Genomic DNA, 16,954 nt, shown 5'->3' with positions numbered 1-16,954 from the left:
CCAGCACTAGCTCCATGTCGCTTTAGTGATTTATTTACCACTCACACTCAATAGCTCGGAGGCGCACTGTGGCGCGGCCGTCGCGTCCCGCTCGATCAGCTTCGCGCCGTCGCCCTCTGGCAACTTCGGCCAGCGCTCGCGGCTACCGTCACCGACCGACACCGTTTCAGGTTCGTGTTTACCATACGAGACCGCTCAGATACGTTGTAGTCGGGCTGGCGTGGGCCTGTCATGCTTGATAGGCAGCGACGAATGCCTTCATAGCGCGCCTTGCGATAGATTCGAGTTGGGTTGGAGGCACGTTGTCGAGTGCATGCAGCAGAAACTTCAATAACAGCTCCGACTCCAGTAGCCCGCACAGATGCGCAGCAGCCACTTCAGGGTCATCGCGACGCAGTTGCCCTCTTTCCATGGCCGAGGCCAGAAATTGCGTTGTCAGGTCCATGTACGGCTTCACTGTCCGCGCATATATCGTTGCCCCCAACTTGCTATCGGCGGGGGTGGAAAAGACCAGCCTGCGAAGCGCCTGAAAGCGCGACGAATACACCGTTTGCAGCAGCCGTACTCCAAACGCGAACAACAAGTTTTCTATGCATTCTGCTGAGGCATCCAGCTGTTCCAGAACTCCGCCTGTTTCCTGTGCTGTAGCGGCAATGATGACTTCGTAGTACAGCTCTTCCTTCGACTCGAAGTAGCTATACAGCGTGCCCTTGGAACACTTGGCGCGCTCGCTGACGTGGGACATTAGGGTTCGCTCATAACCCTGTTCGAAAAACACTTCCGTGGCGGCGCTCAGTAACTGCAGCCGCTTCTGTTCCGTCTTAGTCCGCACTGCTCCCCCTTTGTCGAACTGATGAGTTCGATTTTGCCCGAGCGATGGTACACTTCAAAATCGAACTGATCGGTTCGATTTTAGACTAGGAGGGAATCAATGCCGGAAATAGATCACATTCGTAAGCCCAAGCCTCTGCGGTTGTGGGACACATACGCCTTCCCCGCTGTGTACTTCGCCTTGTTGGGAGCGATATTTCTTATCCTCTATTTGGCTTCGCTGTGGAAGCACGCTTAACGTGTGGGTAGCGCTTCACCTCCCCGTTTTTCGTATCCAAATAGCTGGTCCGGAGATGCGAGTAATAGGATGAGGCGCCCCCAACTCCGTTGAGGGCGCCTTTGTAATCCGGACGTCTACTCCCTAGAACTTGTGGCGCATGCCAATCAGTGCGCCCGTCTGGCCACTACCGGCCAGCACCGTGCCGCCGCTGCCCAGCGCGAGTGACGAGCCGTTCCGATTCAGCGCGCGGGCGGCGGTGAAGTACAAGTCGGTGCGTTTGGAGAGCGCGTAGTCAGCCTGCACGATGAAGAGCCACGGATCCTGATTGTTTGCGCGGTTGTCCAGGTAGTAGGCTGAGCCGGTCACGGACCAGGCGGGTGTGAAGTTGTATGTGGCACCCAGCCAGTACATGTTCGAGCGCACCGCCGTGGTCAGTGCCGTGCTGCCGGTCGAACCACCGTACTGCGAACGCGCCCAGCGATACCCTGCAACCAGCTTGACAGGTCCAACCGCAGTCGCCGCGCCGACGGCGACGTTCTTGTTGGACAGGTCTTGCGAGGCCACGCTGGAACCCTGCGTCTGGTCATACGCCACGGCAAAGCTCGTCGCGCTCATCGCATAGGCGAGTTGTCCGCCGATCTGCCGGCCGGCCTTGCCGGCACCTGCGATCTCTCCGCCGAAGCCGGCATCCCAGCCCGTGCTGTACGTCGCCTCGACCGTCAGGCCGCCGAAGAGGCCGAGGTACTTGATGGAATTGTCGATGCGCTGGGAAAACACCGGGTCCATCGACGTAATCGAATAGCGCGCTGCAACGCCCATCAGGTCGTACGTCTTGGCGAAGTCGTAAATGGGCGCATCCTGGCGGCCGAGCGTGACGGTGCCGGCGCTGCCCTGTAGCCCGACATAGGCGCTGCGGCCGAACAGGCGCGAGGTGCTGCCGGTGCCGTTGGCGAGCGTGCCCGTGTCGAGGTTGGTGCCGTTCTCCAGCAGGAACAGCGCCTTCATACCGCCGCCGAGGTCCTCCACGCCGCGCAGGCCGAAGCGTGAGCCCGACTGGTTGCCTGGCTGCATGCGCACGACGGATGCGCTGCCGCCGCCTGTTTTGGGCACGTTGTTAATGACCTCGATGCCGATGTCGGCCACGCCGTAGAGCGTGACACTCGATTGCGCGTGCGCGAAGCCAGCGGTCATGCCGGCGGCCAATGCGGCCAGTTGTAGATGACGTTTCATGATTCCTCCTAGGTTTATTTGTAGGTAAGCAGGCAGCACCCGGCCGCCGGGCGGCTCGATGCCCGGAAGCCGGAGAAGAAGAACAAAAAGGACGGGGGCGAAGCCGCCTTACGAGGGCTGAGACGAAGCCGCCTCCGTCACGCGCACGAGTAGCGTCATGACAAAGGAGATGGCTAGCAGTGCTGACAGGAACAGCAGTCCCGTCGTGGTGCTATGCGTCTGGCCTTTCAGGTAGCCGATGGCGAACGGCCCGACAAAGCCGCCAAGGTTGCCGATGGAGTTGATGACGGCAATCGACACGGCTGCGGTGGAGCGCGTGAGGAACAGCGTGGGCAGCGCCCAGAACGGCGACTTGAATGCATACAGGCCCGCCAGGCTCAGGCAGATCATCACCATGGCAATGACGGGATTGCCGATGAAGCCCGCGCCCACGAACGCGAGCGCCGCCACGCCCAGCGGAATGGCCGAATGCAGACGACGCTCGGCACGCTTGTCGGAGCGGCGCGACCACCAGATCATCGCGGCCGTTGCAACCACATACGGCAGCATTGCGATCAGTCCAACCTGCGTGTGCGACAGCTTGGCCGAGAAGCCCTTGATGATCTGCGGCATCCAGTAACCGATGCCCAGGCTGCCGCACTGATAGACGAAGTAGATGAATGACAGGTAGAGCACGTTCGGATTCGCCATCACCTTGAGCGTGCCAAGGTGCGCGGCAGCGGGGCGGGCCTTTTTGTCACGCTCCAGTTCAGCGAGCAGCCAGTCGCGTTCGGCTTCGGATAGCCAGCGCGCATCTTTCGGGCGGTCGGCCAGGTACAGGTAGCACAGCACGCCGCCAATCACCGCGGGCGCGCCTTCGAGCAACAGCATCCAGCGCCAGCCGCTCCATTGCAGCCAGTGGACGTTGTCCATGATCCACGTGGAAAGCGGCGCACCGATGATGTACGACACGGGAATCGCGGCAGTGAAGAGCGATACGGTGGTCGCCAGCTCGCGCGCACGGAACCAGTACGTCAGGTAGACGATGATGCCGGGGAAGAAGCCGGCTTCCGCCACGCCCAGCAGAAAGCGCAGCACGTACAACTGCGTCGCGCTTTGCACAAATGCGGACGCCATCGCCACGATGCCCCACGTGACGAGGATGCGCGCGATCCAGCGTCTCGCGCCGAAGCGGTTCAGCATGACGTTGCTCGGGACCTCGAACAGGAAATAGCCGATGAAGAAGATGCCCGAGACGAATCCGAAGGCCTCGCTGCTGAGTGCCAGCTCCTTATTCATCTGCAGCGCCGCATAGCCGATGTTGGCGCGATCGAGATATGAAATGATGTACAGCACGAACACGAACGGAATGATGCGCCAGGTGATCTTGCGCACGATTGCCTGTTCGTCCGGCAGTGCTGTGGCCATCGTGTTGGCGTGTGTTGAGACAGTGGGATTGGACACGTTGTTCACCTTCTTCAAGCCGGATGCGAGAACACCATGCAGACGGGGCTGCCGCTCTGCACGCTGTGGCCGGTCGGGCGCAGGCGCCCGCTATGTGGGTCAATGCCGAAGGCAACGATGGTGTCGCTGTCTTCGTTCAGCGCGTACAGGAAGCGGCCGCCCGGCGCGATGGTGAAGAAGCGCGGCGTGCGACCGCTCGTCTTGTCAGCGCCCACGAAATGCAGCAGCCCTGTTGCGGCGTCGATGCGGAACACGGCGATGCTGTCGTCGCCGCGGTTGGATGCGTAGACAAAGCGGCCGGCCGCGTCGACCTCGATCTCGGATGCACGGCTGTTGCCGGTAAAGGTGTCCGGCAGGGATGACAGTACCTGCCGGGGCGTGAGGGTTGCCGTGGCACCGTCGTAGCCGTAAGTGGTGACGGTGGAATCCAGCTCGTTGACGACGTAGGCAAAGTGGCCGTTCGGGTGGAACGCCACGTGGCGCGGGCCGGCGCCTTCGCGTGCTTCCACAAAGCTGGGCGCGGCAGGTGTGAGGCGGCCATCGGCAAACCGGAAGGCGAACGTGCGGTCCAACCCCTTGTCGGGCACGATGACAAAGCGGCCTGTCGAGTCAAACGGGTTGAAGTGCGGCTTGGCCTGCTTCTGCTCGACGCGGTGTGGGCCGATGGGACCGTCGAGCTTGACCAGTTGTGTAACCTCCCCCAGCGCACCATCGCCGCCAATCGGCAGCACCGCCAAGCTCGCGCCAATGTGGTTGGTCACCACCATGAACTGGCCCGACGGGTCGATCGCCAGGTGCACCGGGTTCTTGCCCTGCGTGCTTTGTTTGTTGATGAAGGTGAGCTTGCCGCTAGCGCGGTCGACGGCAAAGGCGCTGATGTCGCTCAGGTCGCCATGCACGGTGTAGAGGCGGTCGCCCGAGCGGTTAATCGTCAGGAACGACGGGTTCACCAGATCTTTAACGATTTGCACGGGCTCAAGCGCCGCCGTGTGCGTGTTGACGCGGAACACGCTGATCCCGTCGCCGCGGGCGTTGCGTTCGCGCGTGGTGCGCGAACCAACGTAGGCATACATAGTCATGGGTTCGGAAGTTGTAGGAGTGAGGTGCGTGCTGGCGGCCGACACTGCCGGCACACCAACGGAGGCCAGTGCGCCGCCCGATAGCGCTGCCTGCAGCAGGCGCCGTCGCGAAGGGCTGGGCGCAATAAGGGCGGGGTCCGGTTTCATGCTGTCTCCGTGTGTCGTTATGGTGATTCGGGTTTCCACTTGATTGCATTTTTTCGTATACACGTGCAAAAATACAGTCATGGAAAACACCTACACCCCACCCGAAGCGTCGGTAAGCGTTGACGGCATCACTTATCGGTACGTCGATCTGCCCGCGATGTTTGGTAGCGCGCTCACGCGGCTGCCGGTTGTGCTGCGGCTATTGCTGGAGAACGTCATCCGCAATACGCCGGGCGAAGAGCGCCAGCGCGCGGTGAACGGCGTGCTGCGCTGGTTGGACAGCGGCACCAGCGAGGAAGAGATCGCCTTCCAGCCGAACCGTGTGCTGATGCACGACACGACGAGCACGCCCGCGCTGGTGGACATCGCCGCCATGCGTGATGCCTTGGCCGAAGCCGGCGCCGACCCGGCCGCGCTCAACCCGGTGCTGCCGGTGGATGTGTCGGTCGACCACTCATTGGCGGTGGAGGCCTACGCGCAACCCGATGCCGCCACGCGCAACCTGCAGATCGAGATGCGCCGCAACGCGGAGCGCTACCGCTTTCTGCGCTGGGCGTCGAACACGCTGCGCGGCGTGCGCATTCACCCGCCGGGCACGGGGATCATGCACACCATCAACCTGGAGCAGTTGGCCACGGTGGCCACCGTGCAGACCATCGACGGTGCGCAGTGGCTGGTGCCCGATACCCTGATCGGCACCGACAGCCATACCCCGATGATCAACGGCATCGGCGTGCTGGGCTGGGGCGTGGGCGGGCTGGAAGCGCAGACGGTGATGTTTGGCATGCCGGTCATGCAGCGCATTCCGGATGTGATTGGCGTGCGGCTGCGTGGCGCGCTGCCGGCGGGCTCATCGGCCACGGATCTGGCGCTGACGGTGACGAAGGCGCTGCGCGACATCGGGGTGTCCGGCGAGTTCGTGGAGTTCTTCGGCCCCGGCGTGGCCACGCTGACGGCGGGGGAGCGTTCCGTTGTCGCCAACATGGCGCCCGAGTATGGCGCGACCACCGGCTTCTTCCCCGTGGATGCGCGGACGCTGGCGTACCTGCGCGCGACCGGCCGATCGAAAGACGCCATTGCACAGGTCGAGGCGCTGCACCGCCGCTCCGGTCTGTGGTTCGACCCGGACAACACACCGCGCTACACCCGCGTGCTCGAAATCGACCTGAGCACCGTGCATCTGCACGTGGCGGGGCCGCGCCGGCCGCAGGACCTACTGCCTTATACGCAGACGGGGCGCGCGTTATCCGCCGCCGCCGCGAACGCGCAACCGAGCGCAACGCTGCCCGCGCACCCTGTCGCCATTGCGGCCATCACGAGTTGCACCAACACGTCGGACCCTGCTCAGTTGATTGCGGCAGGACTGGTCGCACGCCGTGCACGTGAACGTGGATTGTGCGTGCCGGCGTGGGTAAAGACGTCGCTCGGGCCGGGTTCGCCTGCGGCGGCCGAGTATCTGCAGCGCGCTGGCTTGATTGAGGATTTGTCGGCGGTCGGCTTCGACATCGTCGGCTTTGGCTGCACGACCTGCATCGGCAATTCTGGCTCACTCACGGCGCCCATTCAGCAAGCCATTGCTCTTGGCGAGACCGCACCAGTTGCGGTGCTGTCGGGCAACCGCAACTTTCCGGGGCGCGTGCATCCGGATCTGAGCCTGGGCTTCATCATGTCGCCGCCGCTGGTGATTGCGTTTGCGCTGGCGGGCGATGCCGCGCTCGACCTGAACGAGCAGCCGTTGCAAACCACCGCAGACGGCACCCCTATCTACTTGCGCGACTTGTGGCCGACGCGTGAGGAAATCGACGCGCTGGTCCAACTTGGCACATCGCCAGCGGACTACCGCCGTGCTTTCGCCGTTGCAACCGGCAACCCGATGTGGGCCTCCATCGATGCCCCCACGACTGCACGCTACCCGTGGGATGCGCAGTCCACCGCGCTGCGCCGCCCGCCGTTCGCGGCGCTGGACGCGGGCAGCCAGCTCGGCGAGTTCGACGCGCACCCGCTGCTCGTACTGGGCGACGACATCACGACCGACCACATCTCGCCGGCCAGCGCGATTCCGAAGGACAGCTTCGTCGCCGATTTCCTTGTGGAGCGCGGGGACGATCGCAACGACCTGAACGTCTTCGCATCGCGCCGCGGCAACTGGGAGGTGATGGTGCGCGCCGCGTTTTACAACAAGACGCTAGTGAACTTGCTGGCACCTGGTGCGCCTGTCGCCCACACCGTGCACGCACCCAGCGGCGATGTCATGCCGATCCACGAAGCCGCGCAGCGCTATCACGATGAAGGTGCTTCAGTTGTGCTCCTGGCGGGTGCGCGCTACGGCACCGGCTCGTCGCGCGACTGGGCGGCCAAAGGGCAGCGGCTGCTCGGTATCCGGGCGGTCATTGCGGTAAGCTTCGAGCGCATTCACCGTTCCAATTTGATTGGCATGGGCATCTTGCCGCTGCGGTTTCCGGTAGGGATGAATCCGCAGGCGCTGGCCATTCAGCCGGGCGATACGGTTCACATCTCTGCGCCGCCCGAGTGGATCGAACCGCGCTGCACTGTCCCGGTCCGCATTCATCGCGCCGATGGCCGTGTGGAAACGTTCGAAGCGACCGCCGCTGTGGAAACGCAGCTCGAAACCGCGCTGCTCCGTCGTGGCGGCGTGATCCCCTCTATCTTGGGGGACACGCTGGCGGAACAACACGCGACCGCCTCGGCGTAATCCGCAGATGCCCGTGCCCCATGCCCCACACGCCATGAAGCACGACCGCCCCATCGCTACGCAAATCGTCGATCTGATCCAGGCCGAGGGCATGGAGGTCGGCTCGCACCTGCCCGCGCAGATGATTGCCGACCGGCTGCGCGTGTCGCGCTCGCCCGTCAACGAGGCGCTGGCGCTGCTACATGAAAAGGGCATCCTCGCGCGTGAGAAGAACCGCGGCTACTTTGTCGCCAAGCCGGTCACGGCGCCGGCTTCGGTGGTCGCCACCGAGCTGGGCCTGGATGAAGACGACGTGGTGACCCGCGCGTATTTCCAGATTGCCGACGACCGCCTCAAGGGTCTGCTGCCCGATGAGTTTGCCGAGCAGGCCATCCGCACGCGCTATGGGCTGACGACCACACAGCTCAACAGCGTGCTCGGCCGCATCGCGCAGGAGGGGTGGGCCGAGCGCAAGCCGGGTTACGGCTGGCAGTTCTCAACCATGCTGACCACGCCGGACAGCCTGCTGCAGTCGTATCGCCTGCGCCTGGCACTTGAGCCGGCGGCATTGCTGGAGCCGAGGTATCGGCTGGACGAACGCGTCATCGAACGGCTGCGTGCCGCAGAGAACCACCTGCTCGACGGCGGCATCGAAACCGACACCGCCGACGAGCTCCACGACCGTGGCGTTCGCTTCCATGAATCGCTGGTGGAGGCCTCGGGCAACGCGTTCTTCATCGACACCATCCGTCGCGTCAATCGCGTGCGCCGCCTGTTGTCGTATCGTTCGATGCGGCATCGCGAGCGCTATCCCGAACACGCCAAGCAGCACCTTTACATCCTCGAACTGCTCGAACGCGAGCGCAACGAAGAGGCCTCGAACATGATGCGCGCGCACCTACGCCACACGCTCGACGCCATTTCCAAGATCTCGAACATCCTCACCCCTTAGCCAACGAACGCACCATGTCCGTCCATTCGACCCTGCTTGCCGCACTTGCCCCGACGGGCGTCCTTCGCGCTTCTATCAACACCGGCAACCCAATCCTTGCCGGGTTGGACGCCCAAGGGCAGGCCGTTGGCGTGTCGGTCGATCTGGCGCGCGCGCTGGCGGACAAGCTGGGCATCGAATTGGAACTGGTCGTGGTCGATGCGGCTGGCAAGTCCGTCGACGTGGTGTCCCAGGAACAAGCCGACATCGGCTTCTTCGCTATCGACCCGCGCCGCGCGACAAGCATCTCGTTCACCGAACCTTACGTGCTGATCGAGGGCTACTACCTTGTGCGTGACGATTCGCCCGTCCGCACCAATGCCGATGTGGACCGCGCGGGTAATCGCGTCGTCGTGGGCAAAGGCAGCGCATACGACCTGTTCCTCACGCGTGAGCTGCAGCACGCGGAGATCGTGCGCGCGCCGACGTCACCCACGGTGGTGAAGACCTTTCTGGAGACGCAATGCGAAGTGGCGGCAGGCGTGAAGCAACAGCTCGAAGCCGATGCGGCTAGCATGCCAGGGCTGCGCCTGCTGGACGAGCGCTTCATGGTGATCCGTCAGGCGATGGGCGTGCCGACGAGCCGTGGCGCGGAAGCCGCGTCGTTTGTCGTCGGCTTTGTTGAAGCGATGAAGGAGTTGGGCTTCGTTGCGGAGGCCTTGCAGCGGCATGGGGTGACGGGTGTTTCCGTGGCGTCCTCCCGGGGCTAAATGCGAATCGCTCGGCTCTCCATAACCGGACATGACGGCGATGTTGTTATCGTCGGAAAAATCGCGAAGCGCAGTGATTGACTCGCACACCCGACCCAGCTGGTAGCAGAAGTAGTGGTGAGCCCGGTTGTTCATGTCTTCCGCGTGGCGCCGCCATTCTCAATCGGGACCCTTGCGACCATACGCCTCAGAACGGTGCCCCTCATGTGAGTGAAGGCCGCTGTCGGCCGCGAGACGGATCGCGCCGAAAAGCAGTTCTCCAGGCTGTCCCATGAGTCATGGCGCACCGGGTACCCGCGAAAGTTCAGAGTTACGTGAACCAAAACACGGATAGTTCAAAGTTAAGCGAACCAAGAGTTCAAAGTTGGCCGAGCACCTTCGCCGGAAACGCTTATAGATAGGGACCCACCGGTTCAGCGTTGAATGAATCTCGACATTTGTCGGATTTCTGTCGAGATTCACTGAATCTGGAACTTTGGTCACTCAATTTGGAACTTTCGCGCCCCGAGCGACGCGCCATATCAGGAAAATATCTTTGTCTTTCAATAGCTTATTGAGAACCCACCTCTGTGCCCCCCCTGCAGACTCGGTGTCAAGGTTCACTCCACTCTGACTCCACAAAGTGCGTGTCTGACCGCACTGCAAAGAAATGGCTTTCTCTCAATAAATGTGCGGAATTCGACATGAAGGAGATGTGGCGCGACAGGGGTCCGCAATTGGCAACGAGCGACGTTCACGCGAACCCGAGGCGCGGCTTAGACAGCGTTAAAGCGCTTCATGCATCACAAGCACTTCCGCTTCCCCGGGTGATGCTCGATGAGATCAACAACAATGGCTTGGCACACTGGCAGGTAACTTTGTGCTTCACCGTTCGTTTGACATGGACATGACGCCCTCCTTACTTGCGCAGCACGCCATTGGCGCCTGCGGCGGGGCTCCATGCGAAAGCGTCTGCGTCAGTCACGATCGTGCCGATACCCGGATACGGGAAGTGAGGTGCAAAGATCAATTCGTGCGACGCGGCAAGCCGCACTAGCGTTGCCCGGCGATTGTCCTTGGCGACTTGCGGCTCGCTGTCGAAGCCCATGGTCCAGTCTGGCTTCTGCAGGGAAATGATCGCGCTGTGTGCCGCGTCGCCAATGTCCAGCAAACGGCGACCGCCAGAGACGATCTCATACCCCACATGCCCGGGCGTGTGTCCTCTCAAGGGCACCGACGTAATGGAGGGCGTTACTTGGACACCGGGTTCAAATGGTTCGACCTGAGCAGCGATGGCGTTGGCGAAGTCGGCCATGCCCGATTGCTGCTGCAAGCCTGCCCAGTCGATCGAGGAGAACCGGATTTTTGCGTGAGGGAACGCGGATTCTCCCGTATTGGTTAGCAGCCCGCCAATATGGTCGGGATGCGGGTGCGTGATGAGAACATCGGTGACCTGCGCAGCTGTGACACCGGCCAGCTTGAGACTGTCAAGCAATACGCCACCGACCTTGGGGCCAAGACCGGTGTCGATCAGCACGAGGTGTGTACCGTCGCGGACTAGCAAGGCGTCTACGGGCAGCGTGATCTGGTCGGTAGGCGCCTGGGCCGCTTTCAAGACTTCTGCCACAGCTTTCGGACCAACGTCGGCCCCAAAGATCTTTCCGTCATTGGGCAGCACGTATACACCGTCGGTAAGAGACGTCACGCGGAGCGCCCCGATATCGAAAGGTGTCGCTGCAGGAGAGGCGGGGCCTGGACCCGCTGCGGTCGCCGCGATAGGTATCAGGAGCCCAGCAATGATCGTCGTCAGCGTTGCATTCAGCTTCATGGTTGTCGTTTCCAGCAGTAGTGAAGAGTCGGAATTCGATAGATTCTGATGGGGCTTACACGGCTTTGGCGTCTGGCGCCCATTGCGCTGGAAAGTCGCCGGCACGAAGCGCAGGCGTGGCAGCGACGACGGTGTAGTCGACCAGCTTGTGCACGTAGAACGAGTCATCCTCAAGCATGGCGTCAAGCTCCGCACGGTTTTCACACGTGGCCAGCACAAAGCCGCCAGTTCGCGGTTCCAGCGGTCCCGCAACGAGAATCCGCCCTTGTCTGGTGTGTTCAATGAGCCAATCGCGATGGGTATCAAGATGGCTTTCAATCTCGTCTACCGGGCGGATGTAGTTGAGCGTGATGGCGTACAGCATGGGTTCAATCTCCAGGTGATCAGGTTGCTTGAGGTATCGGGCGACGCGGCTGTCGTGGCCCGAATCAAAACCCCGTGGAATAGGCCGCATCGCGTACGCTGGCGCGCGCCGCGCTCATCGATTCGCTGCGTGCGTCTGCCCCCTTGGAGAGCCGCTCCGCCCGTACGAAACGGACATCGACAATGCCCAGAAAACCGAACACCGCGCTCAGATAGGCTTCTTGAAAGTCCATGATTGCGGCAGGTCCAGCCGAATACATACCGCCACGCGTTGAGGCAACGATCACGCGCTTGCCCTCGACCAGCCCGACAGGGCCGTTCTCGGTGTACTTGAACGTACGACCGACCTGGGCCACGCGGTCGATCCAGGCCTTCAACTGGCTGGGCACCGAAAAGTTGTACATCGGCGCGCCAACGACGATCACGTCGCTGGCGAGCAGTTCTTTGACCAGCATTTCAGAGCGCGCGTGTTCTGCTCGCGTGGCGTCATCAAAGTCGCCGACACCTAGGCTGCGGAAACCGGCGGCGATGGCGCCATCCAGATGTGGGATCGGCTCGAGTGCGAGGTCTCGATGGACAACTACGGCCGCCGGGTTGTCGCGGCGCAGCTCGTCTGTGATGGCGGTGCTGAGGACTCGCGACGCAGAGGCATCGCCAAGGATGCTGGAATCAAGGTGCAGGATTTGCATGACGTCTCTCCAAAAAACGTTGGGATGGACGTCAAGATAGGGGGACGGCGCATGTGGAACTAGGGGCGCGTTTCGCTACGGAGCGTCCTATGAATGAGACAATCCTGGCTCATTCCAGCCACCGTTTTTGGAGCACTGTCGTGGAGGATCTCAACGATCTCGTCATGTTTGCCGCTGTCGTCACGCATGGCAATTTCTCCAGTGCTGCGCGGGCGCTCGGCATCCCGAAATCTCGGGTCAGCCGCTGCGTGGCAGAGCTGGAGGAACGGCTTGGCGTTCGATTGCTGCAGCGATCCACGCGCGCCGTGCGCGTGACGGACGTGGGGTCGGCTTTTTATGCGCACTGCGAGGCCATCACGCAATCCGTGCAAGCGGCAATGGAGGTTGCAGAACGAGCAAGCGACAAGCCCTCAGGACGGCTGCGCGTGAGTTGCCCGGTCGGCGTGGCGCATATCTTCCTCGCCCCTGTATTGGCGAAATTTCTTGAGGCCCACCCTGATGTGCGGCTGGAACTTGACCTGACCAACCGTCGGGTCGACGTGATCGCAGAAGGCTACGACGTGGCTTTGCGTATCCGATCCACGCTTGATGATTCGGAATTGGTCTTACGCAGTTTCGGGCTGAGTGAGCAAGTGCTTGCTGCCAGCCCTGCTTTTGTAGAAAGGCACGGCCCATTCCATACGGTTGACGCGCTACAAGGCGTGAGCGGAATCGGGCCTGGCGGCGCGCGTGGCGAGCCCGCCCGTTGGGAGGTCACCGGGCCCGATGACCGGGCTCAGGAAATTCACTACAAGCCGACGCTCGTGACCGACGATGTGTACCTGCTTGAGCAGATGGCACTCCGTGGTGCGGGTGTGGCGCAATTGCCCGTCGATCTGTGCGGACCGGCCATACAGGATGGACGGCTTGTGGTTCTGTTGCCTGAATACCGTATGCCGTCACACCAGCTTCATGCGGTGTTTCCCTCGCGGCGAGGTGTCGTGCCGGCGGTGCGTGCCTTCATTGAGTTTCTTGCGGCTGAGTTGCCAGTGATGACCTCCCGAGCCGCTGCCCACGACGAGGCCGCTCCTGGGCCCAGCGCACACTGATGCGGCGATGAAGCCACGAGGTGCACAGCCTCGTGAGGCTTCATCGCGGCAGGGGTTCACCGGCGCCCCTCTCGAGCGGCGCGATCAATCAGGTTCGCCACCACGGCCGGGTGCGAGACCAACGACATATGGCTCGATTTCACCGTCGTCACGCGAGCCTTGATCTGTTCGGCCAACTCACGCTGCACGGGCGTCTTGAGCGCATGGTCCTCTTCGGTAACGAGATACCACGTTGGTTTGTGGTGCCATGCCGCATGAGAGACCTTGCCTTCAAACGCGGATGCGGAAATGGGCACCTGCGTAGCCGCAAGAATGCGCGCACGGGACTCAGGTACGTCGCCCGCCATGACTTGGCGATAGGCTACTGGATCATCGAGCCAGATCAGACCTTCACCATCAGGCTTGAGTCCTTCCATGGGCGCCTTCAGGCGGGTCAGAAGGTCCGATACCGATTCGCCGCTGTCCGGTACAAGCGCAGAGAGGTAGACGATGCCTTTGACGTTGTCGGCATTCCCCGCTTCAGTTACCACGGCGCCCGCATAGGAGTGGCCTACCAGGATGACATCACCCGACTGCCGGGCCAGAACACGGCGGGTGGCAGCGACATCGTCCGGCAACGAAGTCAGCGGGTTCTGAACCGCGGTGACGTGGTAGCCCTTGCGCTGCAAGGCCGAGATGACCTCTGACCAACTGGAGCCATCGGCAAAGGCGCCATGCACCAGGACGATATTTCGGATCGGGCTACCCACTTCTTTTGCCTCGCTCGCTAGGGTGAAGAGGCTCGCCATGAGCCCGACAAAGATTGCAGCGGATTTGAGCCACCGGCTCTGGGGTACTTTCATAAGTCGCTCTCGCTCGTTCTATGAAGGGAAAAATTCAGTCGGCCTGTGTGTCTAATGCTGAGAGAAAAGCCTGCCCAAGTAGGCACGGACGTCACGGATCGCCGCATCTCTCGCCTGGGCGTTGGCCCCAACATGGGGGTCCAGTTGCACGCACGCATCCTGGAAGCTGAATTCGGATTGCGTGGCGACGTTGATCAATGTCCCCTTTGCGTCTTCTGCAATCTGGCACGCGCGGACAGTTTGCGATCCCTTGGCCACGGTGGGTGCCATATCGAACGGCAGATCAAATCCATGATGCGCGTCTGGGTAAACCGTCATCAAAGCGTCTTTGCCAGCCTCGCGTAACCGCTCCACGTACGCCGCGCACTGCTGGGGCGGGTCGTAGTCATCGTTGGCACCGTGGAATTCTCGGATTGGAGCGTCAATGTTGGTGTCGTCTTGATACCGCGTCATGCAGTCGGGGTAAAACGGAATGTATGCCTGGAAGCGCGCACCGCTCGTATTCCACAAACGGTGAAGCCGGCGCATCGCCGCATACAACGTGGTCTGCCCGCCGCGCGAGAATCCCATCAGAACAATTCGTTGGGGATCGATTCGCGGGTGGTGCGCGAGCACGGAGAGTGCTCCATACGCGTCGATGATGAGATTCAACCGGCCCAGTTGGCTTTGGTCGCGACTCGTCGAAACGATGCCTCGCCCCGTGAAGCCGTCGACGGCGAACGTGGCGATGCCCATAGCGTTAAAAATGCGCTCCCACATCTCGATGTTGGGGCCAATGCCGCTGGAACCGTGGATGAGCACCACTACCGGTTGACGCCCGCCTGCCTGGGCCAGGCGCAGCACACCCCCCACCGTTACCGGCTTTCCATCTTTGCTGCCGGTCAAGACCTGGGTGTCCGACAGCGTGAGGGACGGAATTGCATGCACTTCAACATGCGCCGCGATATCACCGCTTTGTGCCTGTGATGTGGTGGCCCAGCAGCACAAGAGGAGCGCGAAAACAGTCAACCACTTCATTGCATCTCCCCTCCTGACGTCAGCCTTCTGTTTTGAGCGTCCCGCGCGAGATTTGGTCGCGCTCCAACGACTCGAACAGCGCTTTGAAGTTGCCTTCGCCGAAACCTTCGTCGCCCTGGCGTTGAATGAATTCAAAGAAGACCGGCCCAAGCACGGTTTGAGAAAAGATCTGCAGCAACAGGCGAGGTTTCCCGCCGGAAGTACTGCCATCCAGCAGGATGCCTCGCGCCTTCAACTGCTCGATGGGCTGCCCATGATTCGGCAGGCGCGCCTCCAGTGCTTCATAGTAATAGTCGTTCGGCGCAGTCATCAACGGCACGCCGGCCAACTGCAGCTGATCGATGGTGTCGATCAGGTTGCCCGTCAGCAGCGCGATGTGCTGAATGCCTTCTCCATTGAACTGCAGGAGGAATTCTTCGATCTGGCCGCTGCCCCTGGACGATTCTTCATTCAGGGGAATCCGGATCTTCCCATCGGGCGCCGTCATCGCCCGCGACGCCAGCCCTGTGTATTCGCCTTGAATGTCGAAGTATCGAAGCTCTCGGAAATTGAACAATTTTTCGTAGAAGGCCGCCCAGAACGCCATGCGCCCACGGTAGACGTTGTGCGTCAGATGGTCGATGCGCTTCAGTCCATACCCTGTTGGGTGCGTATCCGCGCCTTCGATGAATTCGAAGTCGATGTCGTAGACGGACTTGCCGTCTTCAAACCGGTCGATGAGGTAGATCGGCGCACCGCCGATGCCCTTGATGGCAGGAAGGCGCAACTCCATGGGGCCCGTCGGAATGTCGATCGGTTGGGCACCGAGTTCGAGCGCGCGGTTAAACGCTTGATGGGAATCTCTGACACGGAATGCCATGCCGCACGCGCTAGGCCCGTGTTCAGCCGCGAAGTAGGCAGCCAGGCTTTTCGGCTCACGGTTGACGATGAAGTTGATCTCCCCTTGCCTATAAAGAAGAACATCTTTGGAACGATGTCGCGCGACGAGGGTAAAGCCGAGCGTCTCAAACAGCGGCTCGAGGGTGTTTGGCGTCGGGGATGAGAATTCCACAAACTCGAATCCCATCAAGCCCATCGGGTTGCTAAAAAGATCTGCCATCAGCGTTCTCCATGAGTTTGCTGTTTGCTGTTTGCTGTTCACCCGGCTGCGCTTGCGAGCTCCGGCACCACGGTGTTCAGATCACCCACGAGGCCGTAGTCCGCCACCTGGAAGATCGGCGCTTCCGGATCCTTGTTGATCGCCACGATCACCTTCGAATCCTTCATGCCGGCCAAGTGCTGGATCGCGCCCGAGATACCGACGGCGATGTACAGCTGCGGCGCGACGATCTTGCCCGTCTGGCCGACCTGATAGTCGTTCGGCACAAAGCCGGCGTCCACTGCGGCACGCGAAGCGCCCAGCGCTGCGCCCAGCTTGTCGGCCAGCGGCGTCAGCACCTTGGTGTAGTTCTCGCCCGAGCCCACACCGCGGCCACCCGACACGATGATCTTGGCTGCGGTCAGTTCCGGGCGATCGCTCTTCGTCACCTCGCGCGACACGAATTGCGAGATGCCGGCGTCAGCCACGGCGGTCAGGCTTTCGGTTGCAGCGGAGCCACCGGTAGCGGCAGCCGGGTCGAATGCCGTGCCGCGCACGGTGATCACCTTCACCTTGTCGGCCGATTGCACGGTGGCAATCGCGTTGCCGGCGTAGATCGGGCGCTCGAAGGTGTCCGGGCCGTCGACCTTGGTGATGTCGGACAGCTGGGCCACGTCCAGCTTGGCGGCCACGCGCGGCAGGATGTTCTTGCCGTAGGCGGTGGCGG

General features: G+C 61.8%; 15 protein-coding genes. 4 read left to right on the top strand and 11 right to left on the bottom strand.

The window, feature by feature from the left end:
- Positions 1 to 229 precede the first annotated feature (229 nt).
- The 4 genes from R2669_RS20295 to R2669_RS20280 form a co-directional block, all read right to left on the bottom strand.
- Positions 230 to 832: a TetR/AcrR family transcriptional regulator C-terminal domain-containing protein gene (locus R2669_RS20295; protein ID WP_316888353.1), complete on the bottom strand. Its 603-nt coding sequence runs from the start codon at positions 830 to 832 to the stop codon at positions 230 to 232.
- A 360-nt stretch (positions 833 to 1,192) separates the two neighbouring features.
- Positions 1,193 to 2,281: a porin gene (locus R2669_RS20290; protein WP_316888356.1), complete on the bottom strand. Its 1,089-nt coding sequence runs from the start codon at positions 2,279 to 2,281 to the stop codon at positions 1,193 to 1,195.
- A gap of 108 nt (positions 2,282 to 2,389) precedes the next feature.
- Positions 2,390 to 3,688, bottom strand: coding sequence for an MFS transporter (locus R2669_RS20285; protein WP_316901950.1), 1,299 nt, complete (start codon positions 3,686 to 3,688; stop codon positions 2,390 to 2,392).
- Positions 3,689 to 3,738: 50 nt separating this feature from the next.
- Entirely contained in the window at positions 3,739 to 4,797 is a 1,059-nt protein-coding gene (locus tag R2669_RS20280) for a lactonase family protein (RefSeq protein ID WP_428984264.1), read from the bottom strand.
- Positions 4,798 to 5,029: 232 nt separating this feature from the next.
- Here R2669_RS20280 and acnA point away from each other — a divergent pair, with 232 nt between their 5' ends.
- Genes acnA through R2669_RS20265 form a run of 3 tightly spaced genes read left to right on the top strand, consistent with a single transcriptional unit; the run spans position 5,030 to position 9,343 of the window.
- Positions 5,030 to 7,663 (top strand): aconitate hydratase AcnA, encoded by a 2,634-nt coding sequence (acnA, locus tag R2669_RS20275; protein ID WP_316901860.1) that lies wholly within the window; start codon positions 5,030 to 5,032, stop codon positions 7,661 to 7,663.
- Positions 7,664 to 7,697: 34 nt separating this feature from the next.
- Positions 7,698 to 8,594: a GntR family transcriptional regulator gene (locus R2669_RS20270; protein ID WP_316901949.1), complete on the top strand. Its 897-nt coding sequence runs from the start codon at positions 7,698 to 7,700 to the stop codon at positions 8,592 to 8,594.
- Between the two features lie 14 nt (positions 8,595 to 8,608).
- Positions 8,609 to 9,343, top strand: a complete 735-nt coding sequence (locus R2669_RS20265; protein WP_316901859.1) for an ABC transporter substrate-binding protein — start codon at positions 8,609 to 8,611, stop codon at positions 9,341 to 9,343.
- Positions 9,344 to 10,241: 898 nt separating this feature from the next.
- On the opposite strand, the gene R2669_RS20260 is transcribed toward R2669_RS20265, so the two are convergent.
- The 3 genes from R2669_RS20260 to R2669_RS20250 all read right to left on the bottom strand — a co-directional run bounded on the left by R2669_RS20260 (position 10,242) and on the right by R2669_RS20250 (position 12,202).
- The gene (locus R2669_RS20260) at positions 10,242 to 11,150 is read right to left on the bottom strand and encodes an MBL fold metallo-hydrolase (protein WP_316888366.1); all 909 of its coding nucleotides are present in this window, start codon (positions 11,148 to 11,150) and stop codon (positions 10,242 to 10,244) included.
- Positions 11,151 to 11,205: 55 nt separating this feature from the next.
- Positions 11,206 to 11,514, bottom strand: a complete 309-nt coding sequence (locus tag R2669_RS20255) for a YciI family protein (RefSeq protein ID WP_316888367.1) — start codon at positions 11,512 to 11,514, stop codon at positions 11,206 to 11,208.
- 64 nt (positions 11,515 to 11,578) lie between these two features.
- Entirely contained in the window at positions 11,579 to 12,202 is a 624-nt protein-coding gene (locus tag R2669_RS20250; RefSeq protein WP_316901858.1) for an FMN-dependent NADH-azoreductase, read from the bottom strand.
- A 140-nt stretch (positions 12,203 to 12,342) separates the two neighbouring features.
- Here R2669_RS20250 and R2669_RS20245 point away from each other — a divergent pair, with 140 nt between their 5' ends.
- Complete coding sequence (locus R2669_RS20245; protein WP_316901948.1) at positions 12,343 to 13,290, top strand: LysR family transcriptional regulator; 948 nt, start codon at positions 12,343 to 12,345, stop codon at positions 13,288 to 13,290.
- 56 nt (positions 13,291 to 13,346) lie between these two features.
- Here the strand turns inward: R2669_RS20245 and R2669_RS20240 are convergent, their stop codons facing one another.
- From R2669_RS20240 to R2669_RS20225, 4 genes are all read right to left on the bottom strand, one after another.
- Complete coding sequence (locus R2669_RS20240) at positions 13,347 to 14,132, bottom strand: alpha/beta fold hydrolase (protein WP_316901857.1); 786 nt, start codon at positions 14,130 to 14,132, stop codon at positions 13,347 to 13,349.
- Between the two features lie 51 nt (positions 14,133 to 14,183).
- The gene (locus tag R2669_RS20235; RefSeq protein ID WP_316901856.1) at positions 14,184 to 15,149 is read right to left on the bottom strand and encodes a dienelactone hydrolase family protein; all 966 of its coding nucleotides are present in this window, start codon (positions 15,147 to 15,149) and stop codon (positions 14,184 to 14,186) included.
- 19 nt (positions 15,150 to 15,168) lie between these two features.
- The gene (hppD, locus tag R2669_RS20230) at positions 15,169 to 16,248 is read right to left on the bottom strand and encodes a 4-hydroxyphenylpyruvate dioxygenase (RefSeq protein WP_147218636.1); all 1,080 of its coding nucleotides are present in this window, start codon (positions 16,246 to 16,248) and stop codon (positions 15,169 to 15,171) included.
- Between the two features lie 38 nt (positions 16,249 to 16,286).
- A partial coding sequence (locus tag R2669_RS20225) for an electron transfer flavoprotein subunit alpha/FixB family protein (protein ID WP_316901855.1) occupies positions 16,287 to 16,954 on the bottom strand: 668 nt, incomplete at its 5' end.

Source organism: Ralstonia edaphi (genome assembly GCF_958350185.1).
Classification (GTDB): domain Bacteria; phylum Pseudomonadota; class Gammaproteobacteria; order Burkholderiales; family Burkholderiaceae; genus Ralstonia; species Ralstonia edaphi.
This window is presented reverse-complemented; position numbering and strand designations above follow the sequence as displayed.